This is a genomic window from Pediococcus siamensis (assembly GCF_047220215.1).
In the GTDB taxonomy this organism is placed as follows: Bacteria; Bacillota; Bacilli; order Lactobacillales; family Lactobacillaceae; genus Pediococcus; species Pediococcus siamensis.
In genome coordinates, this window is record NZ_CP178375.1 from 589,285 (window position 1) to 613,519 (window position 24,235).

A 24,235-nucleotide genomic window follows, 5' to 3' on the forward strand; every position below is an offset into this window, starting at 1 on the left:
ATTTGGCATACATAGCATGATTTTGAGCAACCCAGCTCATTGAGAAATAACCAAGATAGTTTTGGAGGAACAAAGATGGAGAAAAGATTAAGCATTATTATTGCAGTCAACAATGCCCAAGAAGGGGATCTAAGTATTCCACTTTCTTCAATCAATAATCAGATTGGCGTCGATTTAAGCCAAATAGAAGTGGTCTTGATTGATAACGGGACCTACAAGTTACAGCGTCCAGAAACGCTTAAGATATTTGAAAAAATTAATTTGAAGTATATTCGTTTGGAACGTGTTTTAAGCTGGGAAGCTGCGTTTCAAGCTGGCATTGAAGCAGCCAAGGGCAAGTACATCATGTTTATGGGTGTGGATAGCCAATTGAACTCGGCAGATATCCTGCAAACCTACTTTTACCATAGCGACCAGCATCCCGATGCCGATGTCTTAAGCGGTTTGGTGATGGTTGAAAAAATTAGGGAAGATCTAAAGGCCGACTATGAGGTGGGGCGTGATGCGTTAACGGTCAGAGCGCGCTGGCTGCAACGTGAATTTCTCCGATCATTTGACATCAAATTCCGACAAGATTTTTTGCCGTATGCAGAAGAGTATTTTTGCCGATTGTTAAAGCAGCTGGCTAGCGAAGATGTCCAAATCGAAGAGGTGAGCTTAGCTAAGTTTGCGGCTCGTAATTTGGATCCCAAGGTGTTAGGTAAGCCTGCACAGGCAGTGTCTGCAACTTGGCTAATGATGATGAGCGCCTACTTCGATCGTTTACAAACTTTGAATCAACAAGCTTTTTTACGCGAATTTGCGCGCTTTATTATTCGCTTTTATTCACAGCTCAAACAACTACCGGCAGCTGACCGGGATAATTTGGTGCAGCTGGCCAACGGGATTGTTGCGAAAAATTCAATTGCGTGGCCGTTTACCCAAAAATATGTGAACCATTTGGCGATGACGGATCATAACGAAGCTGCACCTTGGAATGGTGAAAAAGTACAGTTTAACGCGTATCTGAATGAATTTGTAGCTTATTTAAATTCGTTTGGGCTCGCCATTAAGCCGCGCTAGGAGGAAAAACGATGGAAAAATTAGTTTCAATTGTCATTCCTTACTATCAGGATACGGCGGCGGATTTGAGTGTGGTGTTGTCTTCCATCAACAATCAGGTGGGCATTGATTTTGACCAAGTAGAGGTTATTTTGGTCAATGACGGCGGGACACCGATTCACGGCCGAGAACTATTTAGTTATTTTAGTCATCTGTCGATTCGTACCTATCACTATCCGAAGAATCAGGGTGCGGGCTATGCGCGGATGGTCGGTACAGAGGCCGCCGTTGGCAAGTATGTGATGTATATGGATGCCGACGACCAATTTCATTATGTCGGTGCGCTGCTAGATTTCTTTAATGTCGTGAAGTATCATGGCGACCATCAAATTATCATCGGGGCTTTTATGGAAGAATCACATCGGCCGGATGTTGGGTATCGGTATTATCGACACGAAAGCCACGACTGGAAATCGGCGTATGCCAAGTGGTTTTCACAGGACTATTTGAGACAAATTCAATTGACGTGGCGCTCGGATTTGCGTGTGTTTGAAGATACCTACTTTGTTGGGGTGGCATGTGAATGTGCAAGCGACATTTATTACTTAGATTCGGTGGTCTATACGTGGATGTGGCATCCAAATACAACGGTCCGCAAAGACGGTGGCAAGGATTTTTATCATCGCTTAGATCAGTGGGCGTTGAGTCATCGTGCGTCTCTAGAAAAAATTCAGCAGTACCGGGCAAAGATGCTGCCATTTGATTTTACGAATTACATGGCCGATCTGTATCTGCGTGAGCAGCTCTATCCGCCACTGGACGCGGACGCTTACCAGCGTGAGCAGCAAAAGTTGTTGGTCGAGTTTTCCAATTTATGGTTGCACACAAAGACCGATTTGGAGAGGTCAGTTAAAAAAATGATGACCACACAGGCGCAATACGTGCGGTTTGATACGCAGAAATTACCGGACTTTATTCGTCATCAGGAAGACCTTTTGGGAAAGTAGGTTAAAGGTGAGTTATCTTTGGATTGGAAAAATTGGGAAGCGATACGATGAGTAAGTTAATTGATTTGACCGGACAGCGCTTTGGACGGCTGGTTGTGATGAGACGAACAGGAACCGCCAAGAATCGGAATGCGAAGTGGCTGTGTCAATGTGATTGCGGCAATCAGACAGTGGTCGATGGATACCGTCTGCGCAACGGAATGACGCGCAGTTGTGGGTGTCTTAGGCGAGAAAAGTCGAAGATTACGGTGACCAAAAATGAAGCTTTTCAGCGAAATAAGGGAAAGAAGACTTCTTTGATAGATAATGATGGCATTTTTTATGCGTCAAAAATCAAATCACAACGCAATCGAACGGGGGTTGTCGGTGTCTCGTATGATAAGAGGTCGGGCAAGTATTTTGCCCGTCTGAGGTGGCATGGACGCTATGTGCTAATTAAAAGTTTTGATAATTTGGAGGAGGCTGTGTCCAGCCGAAAGAAAGCAGAAGAGAAATATTGGCGTCATAACGGCGTCGATTATGACTAAGCTTGGAATAAAGGTCCTCGCAATGATGTAATGATCATTGTGGGGATTTTTTTTGCCATTTAACAAGTCATGTAAGCATTTTTGACGACTTTCTTTACACTTGCAAATGAAGCAAGCTAACTACCAGTAAAATACAGTTATGTTTTTTTATATTGAACGTTGGCTTAAGGAAAGGCGGAAATAGTTATGGGAGAAAATATCGGATTGAACTTACTTAAATGCTGGTTAAATGGTACTGGTCTTTGGCGGACAAGAAGGGGGGCGTTAGGATGAAAGACTTATTACAAAAACGTGCTTTCCGCAATTTTTTCCTGGCAGACATTATATCAGGATTTGGCGTAGGACTGACAACAGTGGGAGCTAATTGGTATTTACTGCAAGCTACTAAGTCTAATCGATTGGTTGGAATTTATTTAACCATTAATGTCCTTGCCGGTTTTTTAATGTCTCCGTTGGCTGGCAGTCTAACCGACCATTTTTCACGTAAAATAGTGATTCTTTGGACGTTTTTAGGTCGTGCGCTGCCAATGATAGGATTAGCAGTCATAATTGCAAAAACGGGATTTAATTTACTGGCAATGAACGGCTTAGCAATCCTAACTGGTGCGGGCTGGATAACTTACATGGCGGCATCGCGAAGCTATGTTCAAGCTATCTTACCTAAGTCATTGCTGGGGACAGCAAATGCATTTATCGAGGTTTCCCTACAGGTTGGAATGTTTGCCGCAGGTGCAATTTCCGGAATTATTTTAAATTTCACTGGATTTTTGGCTGTCTTAATCATCAATATTATTATGTTTTTTATTGCAGCTGGTCTAATTTTAGCAATACCAGCCGATGAAGCTAATTTTTCCACGCATACGCAAACTGCAACTGGCTTTATAGCGGGTGTGCATTACATTGCTAAGCACCGGCAGATTCTGGGAATTGGGATGCTTTCTATTCTACCGCTGATTGTTACGCAATTATTTAATGTCTCTTCACCAGACTATGTTTCCACAATTTTGAAGGCTAATAGTGTCATTTATGGTTTAGCTGATATGGGTTACGGTATTGGCGGCTTGGTTGCAGGGCTAATTACGGGATTTTTGATCAACAAGTTTGTTGCACGGCATATCATTGTATTCTTCTTTAGTCTGGCAACGGGTGGTTTACTCCTTTTGTTCGGAGTACATCTGGTCTCTTTGACAATCGGATGTACATTCTTATTGGGGATGAGTAATTCGGCGCTACGTGTTGTGATCAATACCGTTTTGATGAAAAAAGTAGCTCCTCAGTACATGGGACGGGCAACTTCGATTTGGAATGGCACAGCTCAATTAATTGAAGTGTTTGCTTCGACCCTAATTGGTACAGCTAATGATACTTTAGGGGCAAATATTGGCTTTTTATGGATGGCAATAATCATGCTGATTGGTGTCATTTGGAGTATGTGGCTGTTGCAGAAAACAAAGATAGATTGAAATTTAAAAATCAAAAAAGCTGGGATAGAAGTGAACCCCCGATGTTGGAATTAGTCCAACATCGGGGGTTCACTTCAAGTTGTGGTTTCTAAACAGTGAGATGGGTGGGTGTTTCGGCAGTGATTTTATCGCGGCCAGTTCGTTTTGAAACATACAGATTCTTGTCCGCCCGCTTATAGACATCTGAAATATTGGTGTCGTTGGGATGAAGCATACTGGTGCCAAATGAAGCGGTAAGTTTGATTTTATCCTTAGATTCCGTTTCAAAGACAACTTTAGCAATTGCATCGTGACATTTTTGCGAAATGGCTGTGAGGGTGGCGAAGTCGACTTCAGGCAACAGCAGTAAAAACTCTTCACCCCCGGTTCGATAACAACGGTAAGTGCTATTGGTCGTCCCGAGACATTTTTGAATTGTTTTGGTGAACGTAATCAAGGCTTGATTACCCGTGGGATGGCCGTATTGATCGTTAATCCGTTTGAAATGATCGATATCAAGTGCAATGAGGCCAAAGGGTTCGTGGTTAGTGAAGTGGCGTTCGGCGTCCTCTTTAAAACTGTGCCAATTACGCGCACCGGTTAAGGCATCAAAATGGATCCCATGTTCATTGTGAATTTGTTTGACGTGATCATTATGCAGCAAGACCGAGTAGATATAGATCGAAATAATGGCACCCACGTAACTTGCGATCAGGCTCCAATACGAACTGTTCGGGTGCACTACAAAGCTCCAAAAAGAAATCCCGATGACAGATTGAATCACCAAGGTGGCAAAGGGGTGCTGATTAAAGGGGGTGAAGTAATAGTGCTGGATAAGGAGACAAACGGCGTAAAAAAGAAAGGCTACCGTCAAAATTTGAATACTTTGGACGTGATCAGTGAGAAATAGGCAGTACAAGATCCCAGTCGCCAGCAGTTTATTTCGCAACGTATAGATGACATTAATATAGCTGGTTAATAACAAGAGCGTGCCGTTCAAGACAGTGTGTTCCACCAAAAGATTGGGGATGGCGTTGCTGGTACCCAGTAGGACTGCGCTCACAAAGGCAAAGAAAGCTGAATAAATCAGCTCTTGACGCCATGGAAAAGCTCGGGTGACTTCAATCCCAAAGTCAACCCGGTGCATGATTTGTTGCAAGATTGCAATAAATGCAATCCCAAAAAATGTTACGGTAAGCCACATATAAATAATATCCAAGTTATCACCAGTTTTAATTTATTTTTAATTCTTAAATGGCAGATCGGAAGGCTAACCATATTAAGTATATATTTTAATAGTATTAGTTTAAGTCGATTTGTCAAACTAATTCGAGTTTTTTCATAAATTTCTCAAAAAGATGATTTTAAGAAAGTCGCTAAACAAAACGGTAGTCACCATTCCAAATTGCCGCAAACAAACGAACAATTGGCGGATTTATTTAATGGGTTTGGCGATGAACTTTTGTTCTTGTTCGGCTTGCTAGAATGGGAGATCATAAAACAAAAGTACGTGAGGCAACAACTAAAAAAAGTAAAACGCCAACCTTTTTAAAAATTTGGAAGTTTGCCGTTTTCTTGCAATAGAGCGCGTATAATCAAGGTAAAAATAACGTTTTAGAGGTGAGTTTTGAAATGACCAGAAAAACAGTTTTAATCACAGGAGCTTCCAGCGGTATGGGATATGCAGCCGCCAAGTTATTTGCAAAACGCGGGTGGCGTGTTTATGCAGGAGCACGACGGGTAGAAAAGATTCCCGGCGGCGCTAATATTTATGCGCTTTATTTAGACGTCACGGATGAAACATCAATCCGAAATTTTGCTCAATTTGCGATTTCACATGCACCACGGATTGATGTGCTCATCAACAATGCGGGCTACGGCGAATTTGGTCCGCTTGAAGAGGTTGGCGTGCAAAGGGTCCGTAAACAGTTGAACACGAATTTGGTTGGCGCATCTGAACTAACCAAACTGGTTTTGCCGACGATGCGCAAACAAGGTGCAGGTCGAATTGTCAACATCTCATCGATTGGCGGCGATATGTATTCACCAATGGGCGGTTGGTACTATGTAACTAAGCACGCGTTGAATGTCTGGTCGGATACGCTGGATTCAGAGGTTCGCCAATTCGGAATTCGTTCTGTCATTGTCGAACCTGGTGGCACGGCCTCATCTTGGTCAGAAATTGCGATGAACAATGCCCAGGCTAATTTACGGGAAAATTCACCGTATGCAAAGCTAACGGAAGCGATGGTTACGTTGTTTAACCAGATGAACAGTAGTACCCACGCGACATCCGCAGATTTAGCGCGGGTCTTTTATCAGGCAGCTACGGATACAATCCCAAGGCATCGCTACTTCTACAGCTTAGGCGATCGCCTGCTTGGACACTTTTCACGGGCTCATCAGGCGACTTTTCACAGTCTGCTGAACGTGGTGACCAATCAGTTATTGAAATAGCTGAATTTGTGAGATGAGTTTAGAAAAATAGGGGGGAGACAGGGATGAAAGTAGTTAAACAGGTGCTAAGTTGGGTGGTACCGATTCTCATTGGCTTTATGGCCGCTGTTTTGTTAAGAACATACGTCTTTCAAATAATTCGAGTTGACGGTTCCTCAATGACGCCGAACCTCGTAAACAACGGGCGGTCAGTTCCTTTTGTTTACAGATAAAACCGTTTAGTGTGGCGTTTGGAATCGTTGTTTTAATTTCTCCTCGCTAAAGCGCAGCAGGTCCTTAGGATCAACGTCATATTTGCCACAGAGGATTAAGACTTGATCGAGGACATCCGCCAATTCTTCTTCTAGATTGCGTTGCTTGCTGGCCATCGTTTGTTGTTCACCGGGATGATCACGACCAATTTCCAGAGCTCGTACCGCGCGGGAAAGTTCGCCAACTTCTTCGGTAAGGTAGTTGATCCGAATCGCCGACGAATATTGATACCAATTTCTGCCTTTATAAAAATCAATTAACCAATCTTGATGTGCTTTTAAGTCCACGTGAGTGCCTCCTATGAAATGCGAAATTGCTTTTATTATAACGAATTATAAAAAATAAAAACTCCTTTGAAAAAGAAAAAACGTTGTCAAATCATGGCTTTAACCCCGTGATCTCAGTGTCAGAAGTGTTAAAAGACGCCCATTTCATTCAGTAAAGCAATAATGGAAACCATATAAAACTTAACCTATTATGCGTATACTAAATATTAGAAAGCCAATCCGGGATTAAAAATTTCATGACGGGGGTAAAAGATGACAACCATTTATGATATTGCACAACTTTCTGGTATTTCCAAATCAACAGTTTCCCGAGTAGTTAGTGGCAATGGTTATGTAAGTGAAGCAAAGAGAAAACGTATTTTAAAAGCAATGCATGATTTAGATTATGTGCCTAATCAAACGGCAAAAAATTTGCGCCGTCAGCATTCTAATACATTGGGATTTTTGGTCAGCGACTATTTTCCACTTGTTGGTGAATTTATGAATGTTTTCGTCCAAGCTGCCCATGCGAAAGGCTATAACGTCAATCTTTATTTTACGCAAAACAAACAAGGAGAGCGTGAAGCTTTGGACTTGCTGGCCACCAAAATGTTGGATGGCATTTTTTTGATGACACGAATTAATTCCTGGTCCGTGATTGAGTCGTACCAAGCATTTGGTCCCATTGCGACTTGGCATCGCGTCAATTTGCCTGATATTTATTCTGCTTATCTGGATCATTATCCCGTTTACACGATGATTTTGAACCGCTTGCTGGCACACGGCTACACGCACATCGGGCACGTGTTTTCTAGCAATCGGGACGCCAATACGCAGGCCCGGGTTCGTGCACTTCAAGACTTCGGTCATGCCAATCCCGGTCTAAAGTTAAGCTGGCAAAAACATTTTACACACCAAACACAAGCGGGTCAGAATGCGGCTAAGGCATGGTTACAAGAACGGATTCCACCACAAGCCGTCATTTGTTATTCCGACCATGTGGCAGCGGAATTTATTGCAACCTTACGCGAAGGCGGAAAACGCGTGCCGCAGGATTGTTTGGTAATTGGCACAGATAATAGTCAGGTAGCTAAATTAGTTGGCTTCCCCACAGTTGACCTCTGTTTTCGCCAGCAAGCTCAAAATAGCTTTAATTATCTTTTTAATCAATTGAGAAATGCGGAATTGCCAGTTCAATCCCTCCATCCTAAGTGGGTCGATTGGGGGCCATTTCCCCAGGTGAAAAATTAAATAAAACGGCTTGACATGGGACCGATCCCACAATTTACGATGGTTTTGTGATAAAAATCAACTGAAATTGGAGGAATGATTCATGACACGAGGCGCATTGAAAATGGTCACAATTGGCGGTGGGTCCAGCTATACACCAGAGCTCATCGAAGGTTACATTAAACGGCAGGCACAATTGCCGATTAAAGAAATTTGGCTGGTCGATATTCCTGATGGGGAAAAGAAGTTGAAAATAACAGGTGCAATGGCCAAGCGGATGGTTAAGGCTGCTGGTTTAGATTGGGAAGTTCATCTAACGCTCGATCGACGCGAAGCTTTAAAGGACGCCGACTTTGTTTCCACTCAGTTTCGGGTGGGTTTATTAGAGGCCCGTGTTAAGGACGAACGAATTCCAGGCAGTTACGGCATGTTAGGACAAGAGACTAATGGAGCTGGTGGTATTTTTAAGGCGTTTCGTACAGTTCCTGTCATTTTAGATATTGTCAAAGATATGAAAGAACTTTGTCCAAATGCATGGCTAATTAATTTCACAAATCCGAGCGGAATGATTACCGAAGCGATTCGCACGTGGGGAAAATGGGACCGAGCCATTGGGCTATGCAATGTTCCGGTTATGGCCATGATGAATGAACCAGCAACGATTGGCAAAACGCTTGATGAGTTAACCTATAAGTTCGCGGGGATTGATCATTTTCATTGGCATCGTGTTTGGGACAACACGGGACGTGAAGTGACCATGGCTATTATCGACAAAATTTATGACGGTTCTGATGCGGGACTGCCTAAAAATATTTTTGATGTAAAATTCTTCCGTGAACAACTGAAGCAGATGAAGATGATCCCATGCGGCTATCATCGTTATTATTACCGGGAACAAGAAATGCTGGATCACAGTTTGGAAGAATTCAAGGGAATCGGTACCCGCGCGCAACAGGTTATGCGCATTGAACACGAGTTGTTTACGCTTTATCAAGATCCCAAGTTGGACTATAAGCCTAAACAGCTAGCTGAACGTGGCGGCGCTCACTATTCTGATGCGGCTTGTGAAGCCATTGCGTCGATATATAATGATAAACGAACTCATATGGTGGTTTCCACTATGAATCACGGTGCAATTCCTGATTTGCCGAGTGATCATGTGGTTGAGGTATCAGCACGCGTGGGCGCAACAGGGGCGATTCCTTTGGCATTTGGTAACTTCCAGCCAGCAGAAAGAGGTTGGTTACAACTGATGAAAAATATGGAATTAGTCATTGATGAAGCAGCTGTTACTGGTGATTATGGATTGGCATTACAGGCATTTATGATGAATCCCTTGATTCCGAGCGGTCAAAAAGCCAAGGATTTACTGGATGAAATGTTAGTTGCTAATAAACGTTATTTGCCACAATTTGCGACTAAAATTGCGGAACTTGAAGCGGCCGGTGTTAAGGTTCATGATCACGTGGCGGCGACAATTGATGAACACATTGGCGAAATCTAATTTGGTTAACAGCTGAGGTGAGGATCCCTTCTCACCTTATTTTTTTATCTTTATGGTTGACAATTGTAAACGTCAGCAGTAAAGTATTTATATAAACTACAAGTGTAAACACAAAGGAGATAAAATTATGGCTGAAACGGCAGTGGCCGCAATGACCACATCTGAATGGGAATTAATGCGTATTATTTGGACAGAAGGTGAGGCCAGCAGTGCCGAAGTTATCGCCCTAATGCAAGAAAAACGGGATTGGTCCCAATCCACGATTAAGACATTATTAGGCCGCTTAGTAAAAAAAGAGATGTTACAAACGGAGAAAAAAGGGCGACACTTTATTTACCACCCCACGGTTCCGGAAACCGAAGCGATGAACCAAACGGTGAGTGAGTTATTTACGCACCTTTGTAGTATGAAAAAAGGGGCGGTCATCACAAATTTGTTGACGAATGTCGCGTTGACTAAAACGGATATTGCCCAGATGCAGCAAGTGTTGACAGACAAGCTGGAGACGGCACCAGAGACGATTGCCTGTGATTGTGTGCCGGGCGAAAAACATTGTTAATTTAGGAAAAGAGGAAGAGCAAGATGGTAAAACTCATGGTTTTAATTGTGGCGGTAGCTTTGATCGGATTTATTGTTTGGTGGTTTTTTGGTAAACATCAGGAAGCCGCAGTGGCTGCCAAAGGGGATGCCCACGAACAAAATGTGAAGGTGTCAGTAGATGGTGGCTATTCCCCAAGCACGATCGTGTTAAAGAAGGGAATCCCAGCGCAGATTACATTTAACCGCAAAGATCCGTCCAGCTGTTTGGAGCAAGTGGTGTTTGAGGATTTTGGGATTAACGATTATTTGCCACAGAATCAGGATCATCAGGTTGCAATTGATACCTCGAAAGCCGGTGAGTTTAACTATGCTTGCGGCATGAATATGTTTCACGGGAAAGTGGTGATTAAGTGATGGCTATTCAAAATCGCTTTCTATTTTCTTTGATTGTGTCACTACCGATGCTGCTTAATATGGTCTTAAGTCCGCTAGGCATTCCGTTACCTGGTGGGATGTGGACAATGTTCTTGCTGACCAGTGGCGTGATGTTGATTTCGGCACGCGCCTTTTTGCAAAGCGCCTGGGCTTCATTTAAACACCATCACGCCAATATGGACACGTTGGTAGCGGTCGGTACCGCAACCGCCTACTTTTACAGTATTTATGCGATGGTGAATCACCAAGCAGTTTTTTATGAAAGTGCCGCTTTCGTAATTACGTTCATTCTCTTAGGACAAGTTTTAGAAGAACGCATGAAACGCAGTGCTTCCGGAGCGGTAGAAAAATTGCTGGATTTACAGGCCAAGGAAGCTGAAGTTCTTCGCAATGGTAAATTTGTGGCGGTTCCGCTGGCTAATATTAGCGTAGGCGATGTGATTCGGGTAAAGCCGGGGCAAAAAATTGCGGTTGATGGTGTCATCATGGCAGGCAATTCAACAATTGACGAGTCCATGGTAACGGGTGAAAGTATGCCGGTCGCCAAACATGTCGGGGATAACGTGATTGGGGCAACCATGAACGGCAACGGTACCTTTACTTTCAAAGCGCAGAAAGTCGGTCAGGAGACGTTGCTGGCGCAAATTGTCGAAATGGTTAAAAAAGCGCAGACAAGCCATGCGCCGATTCAAAAAACAGTTGATAAAATTTCGGATATTTTTGTGCCAACCGTTTTGATTACCGCCATTCTAACCTTTGTAATTTGGTACGTCTTTTTGGGAAATAATGTTGTGAGTGCGATGCTATTTGCCGTTTCTGTGGTGATTATCGCCTGTCCGTGTGCACTGGGAATTGCGACACCGACGGCCTTAATGGTGGGCACCGGTCGCAGTGCTAAGTTGGGTATTTTGATTAAAAATGGCGAAGTTTTGGAAGCTGCCAATACGGTTAAGACAGTTGTTTTCGATAAAACGGGGACGATCACAAAGGGCAAGCCAGAAGTGACCGACGTCCTTGGTGACCAGCAGCGCGTCATCCAAGTGGCGGCTAGTTTGGAAAGTGCTTCTGAGCATCCGTTAGCAGCGGCTATTTTGACCGCTGCTAAACAACAAGGCATCACACCACAAGCGGTCCAAGAATTTGAAGCCGTGCAGGGCAAGGGTGTTCGTGCTCAGATTAATGGGCACGAGGCAGTTGTCGGCAACGAAAAATTAGTGGATTCTGAAATCTTATCGCCTGAGTGGGCGGCGCAAATAGCGGCGTTACAAAACGAAGCCAAAACGGTGGTCGTGGTGATCTTAGCGCACCAACTTTTGGGCGTAATTGGGATTCAGGATGCGCCGAAACCTAGTTCTCAGGCCGCAATTGCTGCCCTTAAGCAGCGCGGTCTGCAAACCGTAATGCTGACGGGAGACAATGAAGGCGTGGCCCGTGCCATTGGCCAGCAAGTAGGTATTGATCAAGTCATTGCCGATGTGTTACCTGGCGATAAGGCAACTGCCATTAAAGAACTTCAAAAAAATGGTCCGGTTGCCTTTGTGGGTGATGGCATTAATGATGCGCCCGCACTGACGACAGCCGATGTCGGGATTGCCATGGGTTCCGGAACAGACATTGCGATTGAATCTGGGGGAATTGTGCTGGTCAAAAACGATCTGCAGGACGTGGTTCGCGCTTTGGAACTCAGTAAAAAAACGTTTAACCGCATCAAACTGAATTTATTTTGGGCATTTATCTATAATTCATTGGGAATTCCGGTTGCTGCCGGCGTGTTTGTGGGCTTGGGATTAAGCCTCAGCCCAGAGTTAGCTGGTTTGGGGATGGCGTTGAGTTCTCTTTCGGTTGTGGCAAGTTCGCTCTTGTTGAACAAAACCAAGCTGACCACTCAGCCGGCTTAAGGAGGCACGAATGAAAAAAATAAGGATAACTAAAGCGACACGTCTGACAATAATTGCTGCGTTAGGTTACGTGGTGGTGTGCTTGATTGTGGGAACAGTGTTGATGCAGGTGTTCATGTAGCTTCGGAGTTGTTTCGTGCTGAATTGACTCCAGGGTGATTTGAATCGTCCAATTGACGCTTTTAAAAATGACACCAATATCTTATTTGAATTAAAAAACTGGCTGATTTTTCAGAAATCGGCCAGTTTTTTAGTTAGTCTAAAAATTTATCATCATTAAATGGGGGACGGATGTATCCCGAAATTACGCCTAATTCCCGTTTGGTTTTCGAATCCAGTTTATCCGCATCCGCGTCCGTCTTCACAAAATCATCGATGGTTTGTAAGGATTGGGGCACCTGCTTTGGGGCTAAATAGTACTGACTGATGGCTTGGGTGAGGCGCACCGCCGTTTTAATATAGTTGTTGTGCACATCCTGCAGTTCGGTTTCTGCTTGGTTCAAAACGGTTTGAACAGCATCCCCTGCAATGACAGGATCCTGTTTTGCCTGATCAATCAAAATTCGCAACTGTGCTGTTTTCATTTCCATAACTAAAACCCCCATAAAGTTTAAGTAATTGCTTCTATCCTTACCATACGAGTTTTTGACAAAGGTGTCAAAGGCAAAATTTATCTTAGGATTAGCTTGCAATTTAGGATGCTTGGTTCTATACTGTGTATGTACACGAAAGGAGGACGGAGATTAAATGACAGCTCATCACTTTACACGAACCTGTGCGTACTTCACCGCGGCCCGGTATATGCGAAGTATTGAACTGGTCGCAGATAAGATATTTTCACCCACTGGCATGAAACCGGCGTATGCCTATATTATGATGACTTTAGAAGATACGCACCCATTGACGATTAAAGAAATTGCACAAAGGCTGGGCTATGAACGGTCAACAGTCTCCAGAATGGTTAAAACTTTAAGTCAAAAAGATTTGGTAATTCTAACAGCCTCCGGAAGAGCCACAACAGTTGATTTGGGGATCGCTAGCCCAGAATTTTTGAAAGTGGCAAATGAGTGTTTGGAAAAATTTGGTCACTTAACTGATCAGTATTTAGGGACGGATAAAGCCAAAATGACACAGCTATTAACACAAAATAATGAAAAGTTGAGGAGTAACCTAAAATGATTACGTATCAGAAAATTAAGGTAGATAAACTCGATATATTTTATCGGGAGGCTGGCGATCCGCGGAAACCAACGTTGGTCCTTTTTCACGGCTTTCCCAGCGCAAGTCATATGTTTCGTGAATTAATTCCCCAGTTAACGGACCGGTTCCATCTAATTGCCCCGGATTTTCCTGGTTTTGGACAATCAAGCGCGCCCGATCATACTGAGTTTCAATATACGTTTAAACATTTGGCAGATGTTATGTCTGATTTTCTAAAAACGTTGCATCTAGCGTCATTTTACATGTATGTTTTTGATTATGGTGCGCCGATTGGGTTTCACATTGCGGTCGCCCATCCCGACTGGATTCGGGGTATTATTAGTCAAAATGGAAATATTTATGAAGAGGGCTTAGGTAAGAAGTGGGCGTTGCGAAAAGATTTCTGGGAAAATCCAACCCCAGAAAAACGAGATAGCTATCGTTCGGCATTCGCTCCGGAAACCATTATTGGGCAGTACACCACCGGCACTTTGGCAAACCGGGTGTCTCCAGATGGCTACCTGCTTGATATTGCCTACACACAAACCCCAGGATATGCACAACGGCAGTTAGATTTAATTTTTGATTATCAAAATAACATCAAAGCATATCCTCAATTTCAAGCCTATTTGCGGGCATATCAACCTAAGTTACTGGCAGCTTGGGGGAAAAATGATCCTTCTTTCATTTATCCAGGAGCGCAGGCGTTTGAGCGAGACGATCCCAACACAAAGGTTGTTTTACTAGATAGTGGTCATTTTGCGTTGGAAACACACGCAAAAGAAATGGCTAATCTGATAAAAGGGTATTTTTAAAAAATAGCAAAAAATAAAATTAAGGAGTGATTCAAATGAGTCAAAAATATGTTGCAAAAATAGTTTCTTTAAATGCAGCGGCAATCGGCACTAAGGCCCACGGAACGGCGGAGTTTATTCAAAATGACGATACCTTAGAAATTAAGATTGAAATGTTTGATACCCCAGCAAATACCCAACATTGGGAACATTTCCATGGCTTTCCAGATGGCAAAGATGCCCAAATTGCCACTATGGACCAGGATGTAAACCACGATGGATTTGTGGATCTTCCGGAAACTGAACCCGTTTCTGGTACGACCATGGTCCCGTTTGACGATGCCCCTCACCAAATGAATATTCCGAATGATAATTATCCGGTATCGGATGAACACGGTCATTTTTCCTATCAGATGCGTGTGCCGTTGGCTGCACTACGTAAAAAATTCAAAGAGGTGTTTGGCACTGACGATCTGCAATTAGAAAAACGTGTGATTTATGTGCATGGCGTACCAGAAAGTTTGCAATTACCAAAGACGGTTGCGGGCGAAGTTGGCAGCTATGATGCCCATGTGACGTTACCAATTGCGGTCGGTAAAATTGAAAAAGATTAGCGCGCAAAAATGAGATTTGTGAGTCCTGTTGGCGGTGCAGCGTATTTATCAGCCTGATAAAATGACGCGCCCGTCGGCAGGACTTTTTTGTCATGGTTTTTTGCAAAAATGGATACTTTTAGGCGGTATTTAGTGGTTTAATAGGAATCAAGTCAACTTACCGTGTTTGAGGGGGATTTTATGACATCAATTGGATTTTATTCTTCATCAACGCCCATTACGGCGCTTAGTCCGCAGCGGTTTGCCCGCGCGAAGACTTTTTTGGCAGATAAGGGAATCACATTAGTCGCTGGCAGTCTCACTGGAAAACGGGACGGTTATCGCTCTGGCACAATTGAAGCAAGAGCAGCAGAGTTAAATGCTTTGATTCATAATCCGCAGGTTGAGATCGTCATGGCAACAATTGGTGGCACGAATTCCAATGCGTTGTTGCCATACCTGGATTATGAAAGTTTGAATCGACATCCTAAAACATTTGTGGGATATTCTGATGCGACTGCCATTTTGCTGGCTATTAAAAGTAAGGCTCCAGCATGCCGCGTGCTTTATGGGCCGGCACTGGTGGCCTCATTTGGTGAATTTGAATCCATGGTGGCAGAAACGTGGACTTATTTTTCCAAAATAATTCAGACCCCACGTGGCGGAACAGTGACTGTGACGGCGCCAAAGACGTGGACGGACGAAGCACTGAATTGGAATACCTTTGAACGGCCGAAACAAAAATATCCGAACCGCTGGGTAGCAACGCAAAAAACCAAGTTGACAGGTAGACTCATGGGTGGCAATTTAAATACAATGTATGGATTTTTGGCATCACCTTATTTTCCTGTTCTGACAAAAAATGATTTGCTTTTTATTGAAGATGCCGAAAAAGATGCGGCGACGGTTGAAAAGAATTTTGCTATGTTAAAAAATGCGGGAATTTTTGACCAGGTAAAAGGAATTGTGCTTGGAAAACACGCCCTTTTTGACGATTTGAAAACGGGCCGGCAGCCGCTGGAAATTCTACAGGAAGTCCTCGGAAACACTAGTTTACCCATTATCGCTGATTATGATAGTTGTCACACAATTCCAATGATGACGACACCGTTGGGCAGCTGGGCAACTTTTGATGCCACTAAAATGCAGGTCACGTTTTCGGACTTCTAAAAAAGGGTGCGCATCCAAATGCATAATGGTATGCTTGATAAAATTTACGAAAGTGGTGACCGGATATGTTAATCAAACCTCCAGCCTTAAAACCCGGTGATAAAGTGGCAATTGTGAGCTTATCCGGCGGTATTCTCGGCGAAAAATTTGCAACACATCAACGAGAATTAGGTTGTGCCCGTATAAAAACAATGGGATTAGTGCCCGTGATGATGCCGAACACTTTGAAAGGCAGCCAATTTTTAGCCGCACATCCTGAGGCCCGGGCACAGGATTTAAAAACAGCCTTCGCAGACCCTGATATTAAGGGCATTATTGCGGTGATTGGCGGGGATGATACTTACCGTTTGCTGCCGTTTTTAATGACGGATCACTATTTTATACATAATGTCCAAGCACATCCCAAGCTGTTTACGGGATTTTCTGACACCACAATCAATCACCTCATGTTGCGGCGCATCGGGATGCAAAGTTTTTATGGACCGAATTTTTTGAACGATTTAGCTGAATTAGATCATGAAATGCTTCCTTATACAAAGGCTGCTTTTTTGAACTATTTTCAAAATAAAAATGAGACTGCCGTTCTTTCCAGTCCCGTTTGGTACGAAGAACGGCAGGATTTTTCTCCTGCTGCAGTGGGAATGCCGCGGGTTGCACATCCAGAATCGAAAGGTTACGAAACGGTTAGAGGAAGCGGCAAAGTTCGTGGACGTTTGCTCGGTGGCTGTTTAGACAGTTTTTATGATATCTTGACCACAACCCGCTATCCGGATGAGCAGGCGGTTGCCGAAAAATACCGACTTTTTCCTCGTCCAGCGGAATGGCAGGATAAAATCTTATTTATTGAAACAAGTGAAGAAAAGCCGGAGCCGGGACTGTATCGCAAAATGTTACAAATACTTAAACAACACCAGGTTTTCTCCGCTGTCCGGGCAATTTTAGTCGGCAAACCCCAAGATGAAACCTATTATGAAACTTACAAACAAATTTTATTGGCAGAAACGGCCGCTGAACAGTTACCGATTTTGATGAACGTCAATTTCGGTCATGCCTATCCGCGAACAGTCTTACCTTATGAAGCACAGGCAGAAATTGATTTTGATGAGCAAAAACTGACCATTGTGGAACCATTCTTTGCCGCAAAGATAGCCGATAAATAATGGCGTTCATAGCATGGTCCTTCACATGCTTAATTGGCCATACAAATAAAATGAAAGAAAAGCTGCTATGCCACATTCAAGGTGTGCCAAAAAAGCAGCTTTTTATTTTTGGGTGCAACTTTTTGGCACCTATTGACCACTAATAAGCGGAAGGGGGTAGGTTACGTGAGTAAAGTAAAAATACGATTGGTCAAACGTGCGATTCGCGGCAATCAACAAGCCTTCGCAGATTTAATGCTGAGTCAAGCCGAATATTTAACCCAGATTGGTCATTTATATCTACATCGTGAAGTTGATATTCAAGATGCAATTGGCGAAACGACGTTAATTGCGTTGCATGCGATTCAAGGCTTGAAGAAACCGGAACTGTTTCGAACTTGGGTAACCAAGATCTTGATTCGCCAATGCTACAAACGCTATAAGGAACAAGCACATGAACAACCGGAGAATTTTGAATTGCCGGAAGTTCCAGAAAGCTTAGAACGAGCAACGGTTGATGAGAAACTTGACTTATTGGGGGGATTAAAAAGACTGAATGATCGGTATCGTCAGGTGCTTCTGCTCTTTTACTATCAAGGTTTGTCCATCCGAGAAATTAGTGACTTAACTTCACTTCCAGAAAATACTGTCAAATCACATTTGAAACGTGGTAAAGCTGAATTGAAGCAGTGGTTAGGAGGGGACTATTTTGAAAAATGAAAAATTTTCGCGGTTTGTTAATGAATTAAATAAAGCACAAAAGACAGATTCCACTCAGACTAGAGAAACCATCGAAACAGTATTGACAGCATCTGGGGTGCCTCAAAAGCACCACCGGCACCGGACGCTGTGGGGAGTGATCGCCGTAGCAGCAGCGTTTTGTTTGCTTATTTTGAGCGGCATGTATATTACACCTGTGAATCACGTAATGGCGCAAGTGCCGTACGTGGGCCAGTTTTTTGCCCAGTTTGATGATGATTTAGGCAGTATTGTTGAAGCTAATGGAAAATCACAACAATTAAATGTTTCGCGAAATTCCTCTGGGATGAAAGTGGTATTAAAAAGTGCCTATGTTCAGGGACGTGAAGTGGCGATTACTGGTACAGTTCGCGGGTTGGAGCATCCCCGCGATGATTGGTTCTCTTGTTATGTTAAGAAAACGGGGGTCAAGTTCTCACAAAACATTGGCGACATCAGAAAAGTTTCTAAAGGTTACTATCGCTTTTATCTAAATGGTGAACTTAAAGGAAACGTTTCTCAAAAAACAATCCCATTCCCAATCATTTTTACCAGCTTTAAAGGAAACTTTGGCCGGTGGGCTTTTAATTTACGGCTAGCACCAAGCAAGGTCACCACGCAAAAATTAAACGGTAATTTGACACTTGCCAATGGTGATATCAAGTTGAAAGCGTTAGGTCTTGATGAGTACGAGGGTGGTACCGGGTTGTTAAGAATCGAAGAAACTCAGCGTTACCAGGATGATAGTTTTGATCTCTCTGGTATATGGGTGAACAATGGCCAGACAGATTACCTACTATATGGGGATCCCGTTTATTTGAAGAAAAAGGGGAAAAAGCAGATTATCGGTTACAAGGTGAAAAAGATGCCTAAACAAATCAAACAGTTGACCATTCAATCGAGTTTGGAGGTAGCAGAGACTTCACCAAGAATTTCTTTAAATCGGATTCCTGTCACGATAACTGCCAAACGAAGTCATTCCGTATATCAATTTTCGAAGGTGACGTTAAGCAAAGGTAAGCTGACGGTACGTTACAAATTAACGGGAATTGACGGTTCTAGTCGTAGTTATTTGCATGATCATGACATGGTTTCTGATTTTGTAATTATGGCTAAGACTTATCATGATAATGGCGGTGACAGTACTTTTGGTAAATATTATTTGGATCACGCCCATTACCGCTTGGTAAATACAAAGAAACATGAATATGAAGCTACATTTGATTTGAATAAGAAAGCCGGATTGAAAAATCTGAGGCTGACTCAATTACAGTTGCAAATTGATTTTGCTAGCTTGCATGCAGCCAGGGAATTGGGTAAAGCAACGATGCAGATTACGCAGTAAGTAAAATGGTGAGGATAAAGAGAACTTCCCAAGGTGGGTATTTATGTCAGTCTGGGAGGTTTTTTTGTTTAGGGGGGTTAATCTCTAGAATTTCTAGACAGTTTTGTAATTTTAAATACGTCAAAAACGGACAAGTTTGACGAATTTTAATTTCTGCCTTTGGCGCTAAGCAACCGCCCCAAAATTTGGTTATGCTTGTAGAAAGAGGACTAAATTACGTCTTGCAAATGCATGGATTAAGCGTATAATCATCAATTATGACAGTGTGTCATTTTTGAGGAGGAAGAAATGCCAAAAGCAACTTTTTTTAATTTAAACGCGGCCAAAAAGTCCCGTTTAATGGCAGCAGCTCAGCGTGAATTTTCGCGTGCATCGCTTGCAGATGTTTCCGTAAGCGCAATTGTCACAGATGCGCAAATTCCCCGCGGCAGCTTTTATCAGTATTTTGAAGACAAAGAGGACTTGTATTTTTATTATTTAGGAACCCTAGTTACCGGAATTGAACGCCACCTTTTGGACTTGGTCCAAGAGACCCATGGTGATTTATTTGTTTCAATGAACCGGTTCTTCGATTACGCAGTCGGTGAAATCATGGAGGGTCCTAACGCGGCCATTTTTAAAAATGATGTTGCAACGAATTTTCAGCGGGCACGAAACGCCGGTCAATTCGAGAAGAAGCGTGGCAGTTATCCGTTCTTCAAATCTATGCGTGAAATTGAGGACAAGATTAGTCAGTCGGTTGATCGCAGTCAACTGCGCTTTCAGAATGACGACGAATTAAAAGCCTTGCAACGCCTAGTCTTCATGATGCTGATGCACACGATTGGCCATTATCTCCATACTCAAAAAGAAGACGCACCTCAGAGTCTGACCGCAGCCAGAACTGAGTTTATAACAATGCTCAATTGGCTTGCAAATGGAGCACTAAAATCAAAAAAGGAGCTTAGTTAAATGTTTAAATTATCACGACGATACTTAGCCTGGTGGGCAGTAGCGATTGGCACGGCCTTTCTAATTGTCCAAGTTATGTGTGATTTGTGGTTACCTAATATCACATCTGACATTATTAATAACGGGGTTGCTAAAAGCAATATTGACTATATCTGGCATTCGGGATACAAGATGCTTGCCATCTCATTTCTGGGTATTTTAGCTTCAGGAGTCAATGTTTACTTTGCGGCTACCCAATCCCAACGAATGGGTAGTAAAATTCGTGATGCGCTTTTCAAGAAAGTTTCTTTTTTGTCCAATCATGAATTTGAACAGTTTGGGGATGCTTCGCTGATTACCCGGACGACGAATGATGTGATTCAAATCCAAAACGTCATGGTCATGATCTTACGAATGATGCTCCAGTCACCCATCATGCTTTTTGGTGCCAGTTTTATGGCCTATAATAAGCAACCAGAATTAACGGCGGTTTTCTTGGTTTCATTGCCAGTACTGGCTTTGTTTGTCGGCATTGTGATGTTCTTTGCGGTTCCCTTGTTCCAAGGCATGCAGAAGAAAATTGATCGCATTAATTTGGTCTTCCGTGAAGGACTGACCGGTGTCCGGGTAATTCGGGCGTTTAACCGGGATAAATTTGAGCAGGATCGCTTTGAAGGGGCCAACAAGGATTATACCAATACTGCGATCAAAGTTTTCACAATTGTTTCCTTCATGTTCCCAATTATGACGTTAATTATGAGTGGGACTAACATCGGTATCATTTGGTACGGGGCAAGATTGATTTCTAACCAAACGATGCAGGTTGGTAACTTGGTGGCTTTTATGACTTATGCGGCACAAATTCTTATGAGTTTTATGATGCTTTCGATGGTATTTGTTTTCATTCCGCGAGCTTCGGCTTCTGCAAAACGAATCAATGAAGTCCTCGAAATGAAGAACAGTGTCAAAGATCCGCAAACACCGACGGCACTTAAAGACGTTTCGTCAACAGCTTCTTTGGAATTTGATCATGTTGATTTTCGTTACAAAGGTGCTGAAAAGTTGGCTATTTCTGACGCCAACTTTAAGGCCCAAGCTGGGCAGACAGTGGCCATTATCGGCGGAACCGGTTCCGGTAAATCCACTTTAATTAGTTTGATTCCACGCTTCTTTGATCCTGAAAAGGGCCAAGTTTTGATTAATGGCACCGATATTAAAGCAATGAGCCAACATGATGTGCATAGTCAAGTATCCTTAGCACAGCAAAAATCAGTCCTGTTTAGAGGAACCGTGCGGGAGAATATGCAGTACGGAAACCCCGACGCCACAGATGACCAAATTTGGCGCGCAATGGAAATTGCACAGGCAACTGAGTTTATTCATAAAGATGAAGATGGCCTGGACGCTTGGGTGGAACAAGATGGTGATAACTTCTCCGGTGGTCAAAAGCAACGATTGACAATTGCACGGACGCTGGTTAAACAGGCGCCGGTCTATGTGTTTGATGATTCCTTCTCTGCGCTTGATTTTAAGACGGATGCTGAATTACGCCATGCCTTGCGTGAAGATGCCCAAATTCAAAAGAGTGTTGTTGTCATTGTGGCCCAACGGATCGCAACGGTGGCAGACGCAGACCTAATTTTGGTTATTGATGGGGGTAAGATTGTCGGTCAAGGTACGCATCAAGAACTAAAAGCCAACAACGAAACTTACCGTGAAATCATTGATTCCCAAATTAAGAAAGGAGATCAGGCAAATGGCTAAAAATGCTGAAAAAAAACCGCAACGAACAGGCGGTCATAGCGGACATGGGATGCGAATGGGTATGCCGGTTGAAAAACCCCAACATTTTTGGAGAACGACCGGGCGTTTATTACGTTACCTTGCTCCTTGGATGGCATTAGTGGTCGTTGTGTTGATCTTAGCGGCCGTTTCCGTTATCTTGCAGATTCGGGCTCCCAAAATCTTAGGAGAAGCCACTACCCAGATTTTTGCGGGTGTGATGAAGGGGTCGGCACAAATGAAAGCCGGTATCGGCATTCATACCTTACCGATTAACTTCACTAAAATTATCCACATCTTGACGACCGTTGGAATTTTGTATGGTTTGTCGGCGCTGTTTAGTTTTGCGCAACAGGCGATTATGACGCAAGTTTCACAGCGGGCTGTTTTCCGGATGCGAAAAGATTTCAAAGACAAGCTGCAACGTGTGCCGGTTTCTTACTATGATACCCATGCCAATGGGGACGTGATGAGCCGGATGTCCAACGATATGGATAACATTTCTGGAACCCTGCAACAAAGTTTGACGCAGTTAGTTACAAGTGTCCTTCAGTTCGTCGGGGTCTTGTACATGATGCTTACGATCAGCTGGAAATTGACGCTGAGTGCGGTGCTGACCGTACCGTTGAGTTTGGTCGTGGTTGCGTTTGTAGCACCTAAGTCACAAAAGTTCTTTGCAGGTCAACAAAAGCATTTAGGTCTGTTAAACGATCAGATTGAAGAAACCTATGCGGGCCATACGGTGATTAAGAGTTTTAATCATGAAGATAAGGCAATTGCAGATTTCAAAAAAGAAAATGATAAGTACTTAGGGTATGCTTGGAAAGCCCAGTTTATTTCCGGTTTAATTATGCCGTTAATGAACTTTATCAAAAACTTGGGCTATGTTTTTGTGGCAGTTGTCGGTGGTATTCAAGTTGCGCATGGCCAAATTACTTTAGGTAATGTGCAAGCCTTCTTGCAGTATACGCAACAGTTTTCACAACCAATTACACAGATTGCCAATTTGACGAATACGATTCAGATGACCATTGCGTCAGCGGAACGGATCTTTGCCGTTTTGGATGAACCTGAAATGGAAGAAACCCATGTTGAAATTGCGGATGTCCCCAATCCAGATGCCGAGGTTATTTTTGAGCATGTTGATTTCCGTTACGTGGAAGACACCCCGCTGATTCAAGACTTTAGTTTGAAGGTTAACTCTGGGGAAATGGTAGCCATTGTGGGACCAACCGGAGCTGGGAAAACAACCATCATTAATTTACTAGAACGTTTTTATGATATTAATGACGGTTCCATTAAGCTCGACGGGGTAGATACCCGTAACTTGAGCCGTGAAAAACTCCGTTCCCAGTTTGCGATGGTGCTCCAAGATACTTGGCTCTTTACGGGAACCATACGTGAAAATATCAAGTATGGTCGTGAAGATGCCAGTGATGATGAGATGGTCGCAGCTGCTAAGGCGGCCCATGCCGATACTTTTATTCGTCAATTACCAAAGGGATATGACACGATCCTAAATGAAGCTGCCAGCAATATTTCTCAAGGTCAACGGCAGTTGTTAACTATTGCCCGTGCATTTTTGGCAGATCCGAAAGTTCTGATTTTGGATGAAGCGACAAGTTCGGTTGATACACGAACCGAAGTCTTGATTCAACATGCCATGAACAAGCTGCTTAAGGACCGGACTAGCTTTGTGGTTGCCCATCGGCTGTCGACCATTCGCAATGCTGAAAACATTGTTGTGGTTAATCACGGACAGATCGTCGAGACTGGGAACCATGACAGTCTGATGGCCCAAAATGGGTTCTACGCTGACTTGTATAACAGCCAATTCTCAGGAAATGAAGTTATTTAAACCTTAAATTTTAAAATAAAAGAACCATTATGCGTGATTTGTTTCATAATATAAGAGACAGATTACGGGTAATGGTTTTTTATTTGA

At 43.2% G+C, this 24,235-nt stretch carries 24 protein-coding genes; 21 read left to right on the forward strand and 3 right to left on the reverse strand.

Going from position 1 to position 24,235, the window contains the following annotated elements; all coding sequences use genetic code 11:
* Positions 1–75: 75 nt before the first annotated feature.
* From ACLJJ6_RS02800 to ACLJJ6_RS02815, 4 genes are all read left to right on the forward strand, one after another.
* Positions 76–1,062 (forward strand): glycosyltransferase, encoded by a 987-nt coding sequence (locus ACLJJ6_RS02800; RefSeq protein WP_412989925.1) that lies wholly within the window; start codon positions 76–78, stop codon positions 1,060–1,062.
* Positions 1,063–1,073: 11 nt separating this feature from the next.
* Complete coding sequence (locus ACLJJ6_RS02805; RefSeq protein WP_412989926.1) at positions 1,074–2,048, forward strand: glycosyltransferase family 2 protein; 975 nt, start codon at positions 1,074–1,076, stop codon at positions 2,046–2,048.
* Between the two features lie 47 nt (positions 2,049–2,095).
* A complete protein-coding gene (locus ACLJJ6_RS02810) occupies positions 2,096–2,575 on the forward strand; it encodes an AP2 domain-containing protein (protein WP_412989927.1) in 480 nt (159 codons plus the stop codon).
* Between the two features lie 269 nt (positions 2,576–2,844).
* Complete coding sequence (locus tag ACLJJ6_RS02815; protein WP_412989928.1) at positions 2,845–4,038, forward strand: MFS transporter; 1,194 nt, start codon at positions 2,845–2,847, stop codon at positions 4,036–4,038.
* 88 nt (positions 4,039–4,126) lie between these two features.
* On the opposite strand, the gene ACLJJ6_RS02820 is transcribed toward ACLJJ6_RS02815, so the two are convergent.
* Positions 4,127–5,236, reverse strand: a complete 1,110-nt coding sequence (locus ACLJJ6_RS02820; RefSeq protein ID WP_412989929.1) for a GGDEF domain-containing protein — start codon at positions 5,234–5,236, stop codon at positions 4,127–4,129.
* Positions 5,237–5,649: 413 nt separating this feature from the next.
* Here ACLJJ6_RS02820 and ACLJJ6_RS02825 point away from each other — a divergent pair, with 413 nt between their 5' ends.
* Both ACLJJ6_RS02825 and ACLJJ6_RS02830 read left to right on the forward strand, forming a co-directional pair.
* Positions 5,650–6,474: an SDR family NAD(P)-dependent oxidoreductase gene (locus ACLJJ6_RS02825; RefSeq protein WP_412989930.1), complete on the forward strand. Its 825-nt coding sequence runs from the start codon at positions 5,650–5,652 to the stop codon at positions 6,472–6,474.
* A 44-nt stretch (positions 6,475–6,518) separates the two neighbouring features.
* Entirely contained in the window at positions 6,519–6,686 is a 168-nt protein-coding gene (locus tag ACLJJ6_RS02830; protein ID WP_412989931.1) for a S26 family signal peptidase, read from the forward strand.
* A gap of 6 nt (positions 6,687–6,692) precedes the next feature.
* On the opposite strand, the gene ACLJJ6_RS02835 is transcribed toward ACLJJ6_RS02830, so the two are convergent.
* The gene (locus ACLJJ6_RS02835) at positions 6,693–7,013 is read right to left on the reverse strand and encodes a MazG nucleotide pyrophosphohydrolase domain-containing protein (protein WP_412989932.1); all 321 of its coding nucleotides are present in this window, start codon (positions 7,011–7,013) and stop codon (positions 6,693–6,695) included.
* 252 nt (positions 7,014–7,265) lie between these two features.
* Between ACLJJ6_RS02835 and ACLJJ6_RS02840 the strand changes: the two genes are divergently transcribed.
* The 5 genes from ACLJJ6_RS02840 (at position 7,266) to ACLJJ6_RS02860 (ending at position 12,599) form a co-directional block, all read left to right on the forward strand.
* A complete protein-coding gene (locus ACLJJ6_RS02840) occupies positions 7,266–8,243 on the forward strand; it encodes a LacI family DNA-binding transcriptional regulator (protein ID WP_412989933.1) in 978 nt (325 codons plus the stop codon).
* A gap of 82 nt (positions 8,244–8,325) precedes the next feature.
* Positions 8,326–9,726 carry a 6-phospho-beta-glucosidase gene (locus tag ACLJJ6_RS02845; RefSeq protein ID WP_412989934.1) on the forward strand — a complete coding sequence of 467 codons (1,401 nt, stop codon included), beginning with the start codon at positions 8,326–8,328 and terminating at the stop codon, positions 9,724–9,726.
* A 127-nt stretch (positions 9,727–9,853) separates the two neighbouring features.
* Complete coding sequence (locus ACLJJ6_RS02850; RefSeq protein ID WP_412989935.1) at positions 9,854–10,285, forward strand: CopY/TcrY family copper transport repressor; 432 nt, start codon at positions 9,854–9,856, stop codon at positions 10,283–10,285.
* Between the two features lie 23 nt (positions 10,286–10,308).
* The gene (locus ACLJJ6_RS02855) at positions 10,309–10,680 is read left to right on the forward strand and encodes a cupredoxin domain-containing protein (protein WP_412989936.1); all 372 of its coding nucleotides are present in this window, start codon (positions 10,309–10,311) and stop codon (positions 10,678–10,680) included.
* On the forward strand, positions 10,680–12,599 hold the full coding sequence (locus tag ACLJJ6_RS02860; RefSeq protein WP_412989937.1) for a copper-translocating P-type ATPase: 1,920 nt from the start codon (positions 10,680–10,682) through the stop codon (positions 12,597–12,599). The genes ACLJJ6_RS02855 and ACLJJ6_RS02860 overlap by 1 nt, the downstream gene beginning before the upstream one ends.
* A gap of 254 nt (positions 12,600–12,853) precedes the next feature.
* Here ACLJJ6_RS02860 and ACLJJ6_RS02865 read toward each other — a convergent pair whose 3' ends face one another.
* Positions 12,854–13,189, reverse strand: a complete 336-nt coding sequence (locus ACLJJ6_RS02865; RefSeq protein WP_412989938.1) for a hypothetical protein — start codon at positions 13,187–13,189, stop codon at positions 12,854–12,856.
* Positions 13,190–13,346: 157 nt separating this feature from the next.
* On the opposite strand from ACLJJ6_RS02865, the gene ACLJJ6_RS02870 reads away from it, so the two are divergent.
* The 10 genes from ACLJJ6_RS02870 to ACLJJ6_RS02915 all read left to right on the forward strand — a co-directional run bounded on the left by ACLJJ6_RS02870 (position 13,347) and on the right by ACLJJ6_RS02915 (position 24,148).
* The gene (locus ACLJJ6_RS02870; RefSeq protein ID WP_412989939.1) at positions 13,347–13,778 is read left to right on the forward strand and encodes a MarR family transcriptional regulator; all 432 of its coding nucleotides are present in this window, start codon (positions 13,347–13,349) and stop codon (positions 13,776–13,778) included.
* Positions 13,775–14,614: an alpha/beta fold hydrolase gene (locus ACLJJ6_RS02875; protein ID WP_412989940.1), complete on the forward strand. Its 840-nt coding sequence runs from the start codon at positions 13,775–13,777 to the stop codon at positions 14,612–14,614. The genes ACLJJ6_RS02870 and ACLJJ6_RS02875 overlap by 4 nt, the downstream gene beginning before the upstream one ends.
* 35 nt (positions 14,615–14,649) lie before the next feature.
* Positions 14,650–15,207 (forward strand): hypothetical protein, encoded by a 558-nt coding sequence (locus ACLJJ6_RS02880; RefSeq protein ID WP_412989941.1) that lies wholly within the window; start codon positions 14,650–14,652, stop codon positions 15,205–15,207.
* A 180-nt stretch (positions 15,208–15,387) separates the two neighbouring features.
* Entirely contained in the window at positions 15,388–16,356 is a 969-nt protein-coding gene (locus tag ACLJJ6_RS02885) for a S66 peptidase family protein (RefSeq protein WP_412989942.1), read from the forward strand.
* Positions 16,357–16,421: 65 nt separating this feature from the next.
* Complete coding sequence (locus ACLJJ6_RS02890) at positions 16,422–17,516, forward strand: S66 peptidase family protein (RefSeq protein WP_412989943.1); 1,095 nt, start codon at positions 16,422–16,424, stop codon at positions 17,514–17,516.
* Between the two features lie 165 nt (positions 17,517–17,681).
* Complete coding sequence (locus ACLJJ6_RS02895) at positions 17,682–18,215, forward strand: sigma-70 family RNA polymerase sigma factor (RefSeq protein ID WP_412989944.1); 534 nt, start codon at positions 17,682–17,684, stop codon at positions 18,213–18,215.
* Entirely contained in the window at positions 18,205–19,578 is a 1,374-nt protein-coding gene (locus tag ACLJJ6_RS02900; protein ID WP_412989945.1) for a DUF4179 domain-containing protein, read from the forward strand. The genes ACLJJ6_RS02895 and ACLJJ6_RS02900 overlap by 11 nt, the downstream gene beginning before the upstream one ends.
* A 288-nt stretch (positions 19,579–19,866) precedes the next feature.
* Positions 19,867–20,529 (forward strand): TetR/AcrR family transcriptional regulator, encoded by a 663-nt coding sequence (locus ACLJJ6_RS02905; RefSeq protein WP_412989946.1) that lies wholly within the window; start codon positions 19,867–19,869, stop codon positions 20,527–20,529.
* Positions 20,530–22,272, forward strand: a complete 1,743-nt coding sequence (locus ACLJJ6_RS02910; RefSeq protein WP_412989947.1) for an ABC transporter ATP-binding protein — start codon at positions 20,530–20,532, stop codon at positions 22,270–22,272.
* Positions 22,265–24,148 carry an ABC transporter ATP-binding protein gene (locus ACLJJ6_RS02915; protein ID WP_412989948.1) on the forward strand — a complete coding sequence of 628 codons (1,884 nt, stop codon included), beginning with the start codon at positions 22,265–22,267 and terminating at the stop codon, positions 24,146–24,148. The genes ACLJJ6_RS02910 and ACLJJ6_RS02915 overlap by 8 nt, the downstream gene beginning before the upstream one ends.
* Positions 24,149–24,235 lie beyond the last annotated feature (87 nt).

Bases quoted from the DNA above. Each gene is read 5' to 3' on its own strand.
- ACLJJ6_RS02875 (WP_412989940.1), top strand. From the start codon at position 13,775: ATGATTACGTATCAGAAAATTAAGGTAGATAAACTCGATATATTTTAT.
- ACLJJ6_RS02860 (WP_412989937.1), top strand. From the start codon at position 10,680: ATGGCTATTCAAAATCGCTTTCTATTTTCTTTGATTGTGTCACTACCG.
- ACLJJ6_RS02890 (WP_412989943.1), top strand. From the start codon at position 16,422: ATGTTAATCAAACCTCCAGCCTTAAAACCCGGTGATAAAGTGGCAATT.
- ACLJJ6_RS02865 (WP_412989938.1), bottom strand. From the start codon at position 13,189: ATGGAAATGAAAACAGCACAGTTGCGAATTTTGATTGATCAGGCAAAA.
- ACLJJ6_RS02850 (WP_412989935.1), top strand. From the start codon at position 9,854: ATGGCTGAAACGGCAGTGGCCGCAATGACCACATCTGAATGGGAATTA.
- ACLJJ6_RS02840 (WP_412989933.1), top strand. From the start codon at position 7,266: ATGACAACCATTTATGATATTGCACAACTTTCTGGTATTTCCAAATCA.
- ACLJJ6_RS02915 (WP_412989948.1), top strand. From the start codon at position 22,265: ATGGCTAAAAATGCTGAAAAAAAACCGCAACGAACAGGCGGTCATAGC.
- ACLJJ6_RS02855 (WP_412989936.1), top strand. From the start codon at position 10,309: ATGGTAAAACTCATGGTTTTAATTGTGGCGGTAGCTTTGATCGGATTT.
- ACLJJ6_RS02885 (WP_412989942.1), top strand. From the start codon at position 15,388: ATGACATCAATTGGATTTTATTCTTCATCAACGCCCATTACGGCGCTT.
- ACLJJ6_RS02905 (WP_412989946.1), top strand. From the start codon at position 19,867: ATGCCAAAAGCAACTTTTTTTAATTTAAACGCGGCCAAAAAGTCCCGT.
- ACLJJ6_RS02800 (WP_412989925.1), top strand. From the start codon at position 76: ATGGAGAAAAGATTAAGCATTATTATTGCAGTCAACAATGCCCAAGAA.
- ACLJJ6_RS02880 (WP_412989941.1), top strand. From the start codon at position 14,650: ATGAGTCAAAAATATGTTGCAAAAATAGTTTCTTTAAATGCAGCGGCA.
- ACLJJ6_RS02830 (WP_412989931.1), top strand. From the start codon at position 6,519: ATGAAAGTAGTTAAACAGGTGCTAAGTTGGGTGGTACCGATTCTCATT.
- ACLJJ6_RS02845 (WP_412989934.1), top strand. From the start codon at position 8,326: ATGACACGAGGCGCATTGAAAATGGTCACAATTGGCGGTGGGTCCAGC.
- ACLJJ6_RS02815 (WP_412989928.1), top strand. From the start codon at position 2,845: ATGAAAGACTTATTACAAAAACGTGCTTTCCGCAATTTTTTCCTGGCA.
- ACLJJ6_RS02910 (WP_412989947.1), top strand. From the start codon at position 20,530: ATGTTTAAATTATCACGACGATACTTAGCCTGGTGGGCAGTAGCGATT.
- ACLJJ6_RS02805 (WP_412989926.1), top strand. From the start codon at position 1,074: ATGGAAAAATTAGTTTCAATTGTCATTCCTTACTATCAGGATACGGCG.
- ACLJJ6_RS02825 (WP_412989930.1), top strand. From the start codon at position 5,650: ATGACCAGAAAAACAGTTTTAATCACAGGAGCTTCCAGCGGTATGGGA.
- ACLJJ6_RS02870 (WP_412989939.1), top strand. From the start codon at position 13,347: ATGACAGCTCATCACTTTACACGAACCTGTGCGTACTTCACCGCGGCC.
- ACLJJ6_RS02810 (WP_412989927.1), top strand. From the start codon at position 2,096: ATGAGTAAGTTAATTGATTTGACCGGACAGCGCTTTGGACGGCTGGTT.